The organism is Rhizomicrobium sp. (assembly GCF_056722145.1).
This window is the reverse complement of sequence record NZ_JBWZET010000277.1, coordinates 1-9,766: the sequence shown is the minus strand read 5'-3', so window position 1 is coordinate 9,766 and position 9,766 is coordinate 1. Positions and strand designations below refer to the sequence as shown.

Genomic DNA, 9,766 nt, shown 5'->3' with positions numbered 1-9,766 from the left:
CGGCCCGGCCGCTGCCGGCGATCTCGAAGGCGGTGCCGTGGTCGGGCGAGGTACGCACGATCGGCAGGCCGAGGGTGACGTTGACCCCGTCCCAGAACGACAGCGTCTTGATCGGGATCAGCGCCTGATCATGATACATGCAGAGCGCGGCGTCATAGCGCGACCGCGCCTCGTCGTGGAACATGGTGTCGGACGGCAACGGCCCGATCACCACGGCGCCGCGGGCCCGCAGCGTCGCAACGGCCGGCAGGATGACGGTCTGCTCCTCGCGGCCGATGTCGCCGTCTTCGCCGGCATGGGGATTGAGCCCGGCGATGGCAAGGCGCGGCGCCGCCAACCCGAAATCGCGGGCCAGCGCGGCGAGCGTGATCTCGGCGGTTTCGAGGATGGCCTCGTAGGTGATCTGCTTCGGCACGCGGGCGAGCGGGATATGGACCGTCAGCGGCACGACCCGCAGCGCCTTGGACGCCAGCATCATCACCGCGCGCTTGGCGCCGGTCAGCGCCTGCAGGAAATCGGTATGCCCGGGAAAGGCGAACCCGGTCTGCATCAAAACGTGCTTGTTGATCGGCGCGGTGACGACCGCTCCCGCCTCGCCTTTCATCGCCAGGGCGACAGCAGATGCGATCGCTTCGATGGTGGCGGCGGCGTTGGCGATATCGGGTTGGCCGGGAACGCGCGTCGCCCGTGCCTTGACCGCGATCACCGCCTCGCGCGGCGCACCGCAGGCCGCGAACACGTCGGGATCGCCGATCAGTTTCAGCGGCCGATTGCGGATCACCCCGCCGAGCGCATTGAACGCGGCTGCTGCCACCTCCGGCCCGACCCCGGCCGGCTCACCCATGGTGAGAAGGATCGGCTCAGCGAACTTCGATATGGGCATTGCGGCGCAAGTCGCGTTGATAGCGGCGGGCCAAGGCGCTGATCTGCTCCGAGAACAGCTGGTTTTCGACCTGATCGCGCGTCGGCGTCTTGAAACGTTGCTTTTTGACGAGCTTGGGTTCGCAGCGGACGAAGATTTCGATGCCGGCCGGCGAGCGGAACGGCTCGGCGACGCCGCCGATTTCGGTCTTCTCGAGCGCAGCGCGGGCCTCGGCATTGAGATCGGCGATCCGGGTCGGGCCGAGCGGCAGATAGAGCACGCCCGGCGCGCTGGCCGGAATCTTGGAAGCGATTTCACACGACCCGCCCGGCGACATGGCAACGCCTTGCTGGATCTGCTTGGCGATGACCCACACCTTGTCCATGTATTCCTTGGGCGGATTGGCCGGCAGGCGCAGCAACAATCGGCCGAGCGGCACCACCGCGGGCAACGTGGCAGCGGTAGGCTGCGTGTCTTCGATCACCGCATCTTCCGGCTCGAAGCGCTGGCGCAGCGCCAGGACGTAATAGCCGCCGATCGAACGGATCGGAGCCGAGATGTCGCCGGTGTTCATCTTCTCGAGGGCGGCATTGAGTTCCGGCGCGAGCTGGCCGTCATAGACCGTGCCGATGTCGCCGCCTTGCGCCGCCGAGGCATTCTGCGAGAACTGGCGCGCCAGATCGGGGAAGCGGCCACCGGCCTTGAGCTGGGTGACGAGGTCTTCGGCGCTGCGGCGCACCTTGTCGTCGAGATCGGGATTATCGACCGCGAGGAAAATTTCCGAGACCGAGAAATGGGCCTTGTGGGCGCCTTCCTTGATGCGCGCCATTTCGGCGTCGACCGCTTCCGGGGTGATGTTGACACGGCCGGAATAGTGTTCGTTGACCGCCTTCTGCCACAGGATCTGGGCTGCGAGCTGGGCGCGGAACGTGGCCAGCTGAACGCCGCCACGCGCCATCACCTCGGAGAGCTGCTCCTTGGTCATGTGGTTGTCGTCGAGGATACCCTGCATGTAGTGGTCGACTTCCACCGACGACACGCTGATGTCGTTCTTGGCGGCTTCGTCGCGCTGCAGGATCTCGGTTTCAAGCTGCTCGATGACCTGCTCGCGGACCTTCTTCTCCATCTCGGGAGTCTTCGGCACCTGCGAGGTCACCATGATCAGGTTGATGCGTTGGCGCAGTTCGTAGGTCGTGATCGGCTTGTCGTTGACGGTCGCAACGATCGCGTTCTCCTCATGCGCCTTCTTCGGCTTGGCGGCCGGCGTGGCGGCGGCAGCTGGAGTAGCCGCCGCTGGCGCTGCGGCGCCCGGCGTAGCAGCCGGCGCAGGTTCGCTACGCGCGTCGCGCTGCAGCGTTTGGGCATTGGCCAGCGCAATGAAGGCGAGGGCCGTCAGGAGGCCCGTCAGGGCGCGGTTCTTCATGTGCATCACGAACGCTTTTTTCCCAATAACAGCCCGGTTTTAGCTGGGGCCGGAGGATAAGCAAATCCCGCTGTGGATCAAGGACGGCCGTAGGAGAAGACGTCTTCGGGGAACAGGCTGAACGGCTGAATCGGCGAATCCGCCGTCTTGAGCTTGAACCGCAGAACGAAGTTGGTGGACGGCTTCAAGTCACGGTCTGTGGTGTATTTCCGGTGATAGCCCAGCGAAATACCGAGACATTCATCTTCGTAACCAAGCCCGAATTCGCTATCGAGGGTCTGGTCGGCCTTCAAGTCGCGACGGATGGCCGCAAACCCCTGCCAGTTGCGATAGAAGTTAATGTCGACTTGGGCGTTGACTTCCTGGCGCGCCGGCAAACCGAGGGTCGGCGACAATTGCACGTAGCTGATGCGCGTTGCCGACCGCCCCAGGGTTCCGGTCAAGTAGGTCTCGTTGCGCCGGACATTACCGTTCTGTTCATCTATGTCGATGCGATTGGTAAGATCGATGTAAGGCTGGAACTTGAGACTGAAGCGCCCGATGAGGTCGGAATTCTTGCCCGCAAAGCCCGAGCCCGGCACCGCCGCCAGCGCCGGATCTTCCTTGAAGCGGAACGCCTGGCCGACCAGCGCCTCGGCATAGCCGGATTCGAAGCGCGTCTCGGCCCGCAAGCCGACATTGGCGCGCGGCCCCGACACCGTCAGGTCGTAGCCCGGCACCTGATCGAACGATAAGAGGTTGTTGTCGTCGAGTTCGATGTTGAGGCTGTCTTCATTCGGAATGTGCGCAAGGTTGCCGCCGTAAGGCTGGCCGATGACCTGCGCAATCGGCTCGAGTACGACGGCGTGGCTGCCCAGGCTGTTGATGAAGGGCCAGCGCCAGTCGAGCGCGGCATAGGGCAGGCCGCGGGTCTGATAGTGGCTCGATCCCGGCGCGTAGAGCGTGTCGGAGTGATAGACGTCGCCCCGGCCATCGAGCGCAAAGGTCCACAACATGCCGTTGTTCATGACCTCGGGCAGCCGCCAGTTGGCCTCGGCCGTGAGGCGCTGGTCGTTGGTGCCGGAATCGCGCGTCAGCGCCACGGTGTTGACGTCGAGGCGCAAGCGCCCGCCAACCACCTTCTGCAGCGGGATGTAGGTGTATTCGATCAGCGGCAGCGGCACCGGGAAGGTGTGGTTGTCGTCGGATGCCCTCAGGCCCTGGAAGAAGTAGCCGGCGACCATGAAGCGGCTGCGGCCCTGCTCGCCCGAGAAGAACCAGTCAGAGACGAGGCGGTCGAGCTGGCTGATGTCGTAGCGCTTCAGATAGGTGTCATTGGACGCAAGCTGCGCATCGTAGCCGAATTTCCAGGTGTCGTTGATGGTGACGCGGCCGGAGCCGAACAGATGGGCGTAGTACTGCGTCTGATCGGTCGACAGGCCGCCATGCGGATTGTGCGCGATCGAGCCCTGCAGCCACATGCCGCCTTCGTTCCAGCGCTGGCGATACTCGCCGAGCATCACCTGGCCCCCGCGGGTCGTGAACATCGGCTCGATGGTGGCGTCACGGCTCTTCGACATGTTCCAGTAATACGGGAACGTGATGTAGTAGCCGTTGGCGCTCGACGACCCGAAATCGGGCACCAGGAAGCCGCTGGCGTAATGGACCGTCGGATCGGGTTCGGTGAGATAGGGCGAGTAGAACACCGGCACGCCGAAGGCGTCCAGGGTCGCATCGTGGAACTTGATGCGGTGGGTTTCCTCGTCGTGCTCGACCTTGGCGGCGCGAATCTGCCACGTCGGCACGCGCTCGCCCGGCTTGTTGCAGATCTTGCACGGCGTATAGGCGACGTGGTGCGCGATGGTGTAGCGGCCTTCTTTGCGCTGGGCGGTGGCCGCCACCATGCGGGCGTTGCCGCCGAGATAGGCGCCGAAACCCTGGATGACCCCGTCGCGCATCTTGTCGGACAGCACGACGTGCTTGGCGAAGGCGACCGAGCCGTTCTTTTCCAGCAGCGAGACGTTGCCGTCGGCGGTGACGACGTCGCTGTCCTGGTTGTAGCTGACGTTGTCGGCGAACAGGATGCGCCCGTCATAGTCGATCTCGACATGGCCCTTGGCGGTGACCAGCTTGGCCTTGTCGTCGTAGACCACGTTGTCGGCCTGGAGCAGCATCTCCTTGTCGGCCGGCAGATCGGCCGCGCGCGCAAGCGGACCCAGCGCCGCCATGGTGAGGGCGGCACCGCCGAACAACAGCCTTTTGAAGTCCGGGCTCATCCGTCCTCCTGGTGGAAGACGAGCGTCATGCCGATCAGGATCGCGGCCGCTGCCGGGGCCGTGGCGGCAAGCCACGGGGGCAGGATGGCCGTTTGACCGAGCGCGCGCGTCAAATCAGTGAAAAAGTACACGCCGAAGCCCGATAAGGCACTGATCAGAACGACGCGGCCCAGCCCCCCGGTTCGCGACAGTCGCAAGGAAAAGCTGGCGGCCATGAACACCATGGCGGCGAGCAGAATCGGCAGCGTCAGCAGCGAATACAGGTACTGGCGGTAGCGGATGGCCGAGAATCCGGCACTTTCCGCGGCCTGGATGAAGCGGGGCAAGGCCCAGAACGACAGCGTATCGGGCGGCGCGAAGCTTTCCTGGATCTGGTCCTTGGTCAGGGTGGTCTTGGTGGAATAGCGGTCGAAATGCTTGGGAATGCCGTCCGCATCGCTGACCCAGGCATCCGACAGGATCCAGGCGCCGTCGGTAAGCTGGGCGCTCTTGGCGTCGATCCGGCCCATGACGTGATCGTTGGCGCCGTACAAGAACACGATGACGTCGTCGAGGTGCACGCCCTGGTCGGCCACCGTCAGGGCATGGATCACGCTCTGGGCCGAAACGTCGCCCTGGCGCAGCCACAAGCCATTGACGCTGATGGAAAGTTGCGAGGCCTGGCCCTTGATGTATTTGGCCTCGAGCTGCGAGAACTGGTTCAGCATGATCGACGAGATCGGGGTCACGGCGACCACCACCAACACCCCGATGGCGATCGCGACCGCGAGCGGCGGCATCAGGAAATCCCAGGCCGAAACGCCGGCGGCGCGGGTGGCGACCAGTTCCTGGCTGCGCGACAGCTTGACGAAGCAGAACACCCCGCCCAAGAGCACCGCGAACGGCAGCATCTTGATGCCGAGCACCGGAAGCTGCAGCAGCGCCATGCCGACCACCGCGCCAGTGGAAACCCCGCGGCCGGCGACGCGCTCGATCTGGGCGACGACGTCGATCGAAAAGGCGAGCAGCAGGAAGGCGGCGTAGACCGTCGCGACGCCGAGGGTGAACTGGCGGGCGAGATAGCGGTACAGCGTCCAAGACCAGCTCATTGGGCGGCCTCCGGAGCGGCCACGCCGGGCAGCGGCTTCGGGAAGCCCCCCGACAGCACCAAAACGGCGCCCAGAATGCCGACCATGGGCAGCACATAGAACAGGGCGCAGAACGCGGTGTTGCCGGCCGCGAGCCCGGCGATGCCGTAGCCGGCGATGCGCAGCGCGGTGGCGGCAAAACACGCAAGGGTCATGCGGATCAGATTGGCGCCGCGCGCCCGCCGGCCTTGCGCCACCGCCGCCAGTGCGATCAGGGCGAAGGCGATGCAGTAGAACGGTTCGGCGATGCGGCTGTGGGCCTCGGCGAGATAGGCGCGGCGGACCTTGGCACTGGCCGTCGCCGGCGGATGAAACAGCTCGTCGATGAACGCATCTTTGGCCTGCCGTTCGGATGCCGGCTGGTTCGAGGTGAACTGTTCGAGGTCGAAGACATAGCGCTGGAACTTGAGCACGTTGAGGCGGGCGCCGTGCTTGGCCGAGCGCTCGATGGTGCCGTCGACCATCACCAGGCGCGAACCGGCCGGTGTCTGCACAATTCGACCGCTTTCGGCGAGATAGGTGATCGGCGCCTTTTCGCTGCGGTTGTCGTGCACCAGTGCGCCGTGGATGGTGCCGTCATTGTCGATCGAGCGGATGAACACCGTCAGGCCCCGGGTGGGGGTGTTGAAGGTGCCCTCGTTGAGCACGGCGGTGGAAATGTTGGCGCGGATATCGAACAACGTGGCGTTGAGCTTGCGCTGGCCGGCGGGCATCGCCCACAGGCTGCACGTCCAGGTCAGCACCATCACCATCAGCGCCGCGATCAGGACCGGAGCCGCAAGTTGAATCCGGCTGAATCCGGCCGAGGCCATCACCACCAGTTCGCTCTCGGTGTTGAGTCGCGACAGCGCGTAAAGCGAGCCGAAGAAGAAGGCGAGCGGCAGGATGATGACCAGCAGCCCCGGCACTTCCAGCATCGACAGATAAGCGAACGTCAGCGCCGACTGGCCGCGATTGATGATCAGGTCGAGCAGCCGGAGCGCCTGACTCAGCCAGATGACGCAGGTCATCAGGAACGCGAACAGCGCTACCGGACCGATCAACTGTTTCAGGACGTAGCTCGACAGCCGCCGCATTACTGTTCCCAAAAGCGCTTTTGCGGAAAAGTGGCAACCGGTTTTCCGTCCGAAAGCGCGCCAACCAAACTGCCCCCCGGAACAGCGGTTTGCCCCCGGGATGATTCGACATAAACTATCACCCCCTTCTTTAGCATTCCCATGCGGGCCTGGGGCAACCCGACGTAAGCGTCCAAGGCCATTAAATAATCAGGAGAATTCAGAATGCAGTTCACGTTTGCCGCGGCGGCGGCGGTGGAATCGGGTGCCCTCGTGGTGGGTGCGACCGAGGGTCCGGAGCTGCTCCCGGCGGCGGCAAAGGCCGATCGGGCCAGCCGCGGCGCGGTCGGACGGGCGCTGTCGGCCTGCCGGTTCCTGGGAAAGCCCGGCCAATCGGTGGAAATCCTGGCCCCGAGCGGGCTGAAAGTGTCGCGGCTGATCGTGGTCGGCCTCGGCAAAGCCGCCGATTTCGACGGTCCAGCGGCGGAAGGGGTCGCGGCCGGGGCCCTCGGGCGCCTCAAGGGGGGCGCCGAGACCGAAGCGACCATCGATCTGACCGGGCTCAAAGGCGGTACCCTCGACGCCGCCGAGCTCGCGGCCCATCTTGCCCTCGGTGCCAAGCTGAAGATCTACGCCTTCGACCGCTACCGCACCAAGGACGCCGAAGACCGCGCCCAGCCGCTCAAGAAGATCACGATCGCCACTGCCGATGCGGTCGCGGCCCGGCGCACCTTCGCCCGGCTCGATGCCGTGGCGGACGGCGTTTTCCTCGCCCGCGACCTCGTCAACGAGCCGCCGAACGTCCTCTATCCGGCCGAATTCGCGCGTCGCGCGAAGCAGTTGACCAAGCTCGGGCTGAAAGTGACCGTGCTCGGCGAGGCCCAGATGAAGCGGCTCGGCATGGGCGCGCTCCTCGGCGTCGGCCAGGGCAGCGAGCGTGAGAGCCAGATCGTGGTGCTGTCCTGGATCGGCTCGCGCAAGAAAACTGCGGCCCCGATCACCTTTGTCGGCAAGGGGTTGTGTTTCGATTCCGGCGGTCTGTCGTTGAAGACCGGCGCCGGCATGATGGGCATGAAGGGCGACATGGGCGGCGCCGCGGCAGTGATCGGCACCATGCGGGCGCTGGCGGCGCGCAAGGCCAAGGTCAACGCGGTGGGCGTCATCGCGCTGGCCGAAAACATGCCCGACGGCAAGGCGCAGCGCCCCGACGACGTCGTCAAATCGATGTCGGGCCAGACGGTGGAAGTGCTCAACACCGATGCCGAAGGCCGCCTCGTGCTGGCCGATGCGCTGTGGTACGCGCAAACCACCTTTAAGCCGGCCGCGGTGATCGACCTCGCGACGCTGACCGGCGCCATCCTGGTCGCGCTGGGCGGCGAGCATGCCGGCCTGTTCGCCAACAACGAGACGCTGGCGGAAAACCTCACCAGTGCGGGCAAGGCCGCCGGCGAGCCGGTGTGGCGGATGCCGCTCGGCAAGGGCTATGACAAGCTGATCAAATCGAAAATCGCCGACATGAAGAATATCGGTGGCCAACATGCCGGCTCGATCACGGCAGCGCAGTTCCTGCAGCGCTTCATCCAGGACAAGACCCCGTGGGCGCATCTGGATATCGCCGGCGTCGCCTGGCAGGACGGCGAACAGAAGCCGCTGATTCCGAGCTGGGGCACCGGCTGGGGCGTCCGCCTGCTCGACCGGCTGGTGGCGGACAATTACGAGGATTGAACGAGCTTTTGGGGGCGATCATGAAGCGTTTGTATTTGCAGGTGTTGTGGCGTGTTTGCTAGTGGCCCCTGTCGCGGAGGCGCGCAGCTATAACTGTGCCAATCCCGACAGCCGGCCAAATGGCAAGTGGTCTCTCGGCGACGAGACCATGATGCGTCAGCTCGTCGACGATATTTCGTCACAAGGGTTCGGCAAACCCAAGCATTTCAAGTTTCGGTTCTGCGGGACTTATGAGGACAGCGTACAGGTGATCATGGTTGGGGCGCAGGAGATTGTCGACGACAAGCCCGTCTGCAATTCGCCGGACAATTACGCGGTGTTCTACGATCCTAAGAAGCGAACCTTCAGCGCGCTAGTGACCGGAATAGACATGTGCGACAGCGCTAAGTAAGGCTCAAATTCGTCCGAGGACGAACGGAATGTCGCGCGCGCCGTGGAGGACGCGGACAATAACCGGGGGCGAGCGGTCGGGATTATAGACGACCATGTAGGGATAACCTGCAAGCGTCACAAACCGGTGGTGGGCAGTGGTCAAGTCAGGCCGTACGACGCCAATGTGCGGGTGGTTGCCGATCCGTTCGGCAGCCGCCTGCACGGCCTCGATCAAGCCGAGCGCCGCCGTGTGATTGTCCCTTTCTATCCAGCGCACGGCCGCATAGAGGTCCTTTTCCGCGCGTCGTGACAGCAGCGCGGGCGCCATCACTTTTCACCAACAATCGCTTTCATGCCGGCGACGACTTCGTCGATCGTCACCGTGCCGTCCCGGTCGATTTCGGCTTCGACCTCAGCGATCATCTCCATGAAGGACCTTCGCCGCTCCTCTTGTTCCTGCAGCAGGCGCAACCCGGCGCGCATCACTTCGCTGACGTTGTTGTAGCGGCCGGTTTCAACGCAGGCGCGGGCGAATTCTTCAAGTTCCGGGGTCAAATGGACGTTGGTGGCCATGGCTTGCCCATATGTCAATCTTTGACATACCATACCAAGTGCCGACTCTGATGCAAAGCCCACCTTAGCCGGGTGGAACGATCGATGACCGAGACCCTCTTTTATCACCTCGAACGCCGGGCCCTGGAGGATGTGCTTCCGGGGCTGGTGGAAAAATCGCTGGAACGCGGCTGGCGGGCGGTCATCAAGGCCGAGTCCGCCGATCGCGCCGATGCCCTCGACACCTTGCTATGGACCTTCAACGACGGCTTCCTGCCGCACGCCCAGCTCGGCGACGGCGAGGCCTCGCGCCAACCGGTGCTGATCACCACCGAGGACGGCAACCCCAACGCGTCGACAATCCTGTTCCTGGTCGGGGGGGCGGTTCCGCCGGA

At 64.5% G+C, this 9,766-nt stretch carries 10 protein-coding genes; 3 read left to right on the top strand and 7 right to left on the bottom strand.

From position 1 onward, the window contains the following. From pdxA to lptF, 5 genes are all read right to left on the bottom strand, one after another. Window positions 1-883 (bottom strand): 4-hydroxythreonine-4-phosphate dehydrogenase PdxA (pdxA, locus tag AC1P6P_RS14565; protein WP_481403165.1); only part of this gene is annotated, 883 nt, incomplete at its 3' end. Further along, a complete protein-coding gene (locus AC1P6P_RS14560; RefSeq protein WP_481403164.1) occupies window positions 861-2,291 on the bottom strand; it encodes a peptidylprolyl isomerase in 1,431 nt (476 codons plus the stop codon). The genes AC1P6P_RS14560 and pdxA, both read right to left, overlap by 23 nt. A gap of 71 nt (window positions 2,292-2,362) precedes the next feature. Then, window positions 2,363-4,540: an LPS-assembly protein LptD gene (locus AC1P6P_RS14555; protein ID WP_481403163.1), complete on the bottom strand. Its 2,178-nt coding sequence runs from the start codon at window positions 4,538-4,540 to the stop codon at window positions 2,363-2,365. Continuing rightward, on the bottom strand, window positions 4,537-5,628 hold the full coding sequence (lptG, locus tag AC1P6P_RS14550) for an LPS export ABC transporter permease LptG (protein WP_481403162.1): 1,092 nt from the start codon (window positions 5,626-5,628) through the stop codon (window positions 4,537-4,539). The genes AC1P6P_RS14555 and lptG overlap by 4 nt, the downstream gene beginning before the upstream one ends. Further along, entirely contained in the window at window positions 5,625-6,743 is a 1,119-nt protein-coding gene (lptF, locus tag AC1P6P_RS14545) for an LPS export ABC transporter permease LptF (protein WP_481403161.1), read from the bottom strand. The genes lptG and lptF overlap by 4 nt, the downstream gene beginning before the upstream one ends. A 204-nt stretch (window positions 6,744-6,947) precedes the next feature. Between lptF and AC1P6P_RS14540 the strand changes: the two genes are divergently transcribed. Beyond that, window positions 6,948-8,447 carry a leucyl aminopeptidase gene (locus AC1P6P_RS14540; RefSeq protein WP_481403160.1) on the top strand — a complete coding sequence of 500 codons (1,500 nt, stop codon included), beginning with the start codon at window positions 6,948-6,950 and terminating at the stop codon, window positions 8,445-8,447. Between the two features lie 61 nt (window positions 8,448-8,508). After that, the gene (locus AC1P6P_RS14535; RefSeq protein WP_481403159.1) at window positions 8,509-8,838 is read left to right on the top strand and encodes a hypothetical protein; all 330 of its coding nucleotides are present in this window, start codon (window positions 8,509-8,511) and stop codon (window positions 8,836-8,838) included. A 3-nt stretch (window positions 8,839-8,841) separates the two neighbouring features. On the opposite strand, the gene AC1P6P_RS14530 is transcribed toward AC1P6P_RS14535, so the two are convergent. Both AC1P6P_RS14530 and AC1P6P_RS14525 read right to left on the bottom strand, forming a co-directional pair. Next, the gene (locus AC1P6P_RS14530) at window positions 8,842-9,147 is read right to left on the bottom strand and encodes a type II toxin-antitoxin system RelE/ParE family toxin (protein WP_481403158.1); all 306 of its coding nucleotides are present in this window, start codon (window positions 9,145-9,147) and stop codon (window positions 8,842-8,844) included. Continuing rightward, window positions 9,147-9,392, bottom strand: a complete 246-nt coding sequence (locus AC1P6P_RS14525; protein WP_481403157.1) for a type II toxin-antitoxin system ParD family antitoxin — start codon at window positions 9,390-9,392, stop codon at window positions 9,147-9,149. Before AC1P6P_RS14525 ends, AC1P6P_RS14530 begins: the two co-directional genes overlap by 1 nt. A gap of 84 nt (window positions 9,393-9,476) precedes the next feature. On the opposite strand from AC1P6P_RS14525, the gene AC1P6P_RS14520 reads away from it, so the two are divergent. Then, window positions 9,477-9,766 (top strand): DNA polymerase III subunit chi (locus tag AC1P6P_RS14520; protein WP_481403156.1); only part of this gene is annotated, 290 nt, incomplete at its 3' end.

Coding starts and splice junctions, on each gene's coding strand:
- AC1P6P_RS14560 (WP_481403164.1), bottom strand. CDS start 2,291: ATGCACATGAAGAACCGCGCCCTGACGGGCCTCCTGACGGCCCTCGCC.
- AC1P6P_RS14540 (WP_481403160.1), top strand. CDS start 6,948: ATGCAGTTCACGTTTGCCGCGGCGGCGGCGGTGGAATCGGGTGCCCTC.
- lptF (WP_481403161.1), bottom strand. CDS start 6,743: ATGCGGCGGCTGTCGAGCTACGTCCTGAAACAGTTGATCGGTCCGGTA.
- lptG (WP_481403162.1), bottom strand. CDS start 5,628: ATGAGCTGGTCTTGGACGCTGTACCGCTATCTCGCCCGCCAGTTCACC.
- AC1P6P_RS14555 (WP_481403163.1), bottom strand. CDS start 4,540: ATGAGCCCGGACTTCAAAAGGCTGTTGTTCGGCGGTGCCGCCCTCACC.
- AC1P6P_RS14525 (WP_481403157.1), bottom strand. CDS start 9,392: ATGGCCACCAACGTCCATTTGACCCCGGAACTTGAAGAATTCGCCCGC.
- AC1P6P_RS14530 (WP_481403158.1), bottom strand. CDS start 9,147: ATGGCGCCCGCGCTGCTGTCACGACGCGCGGAAAAGGACCTCTATGCG.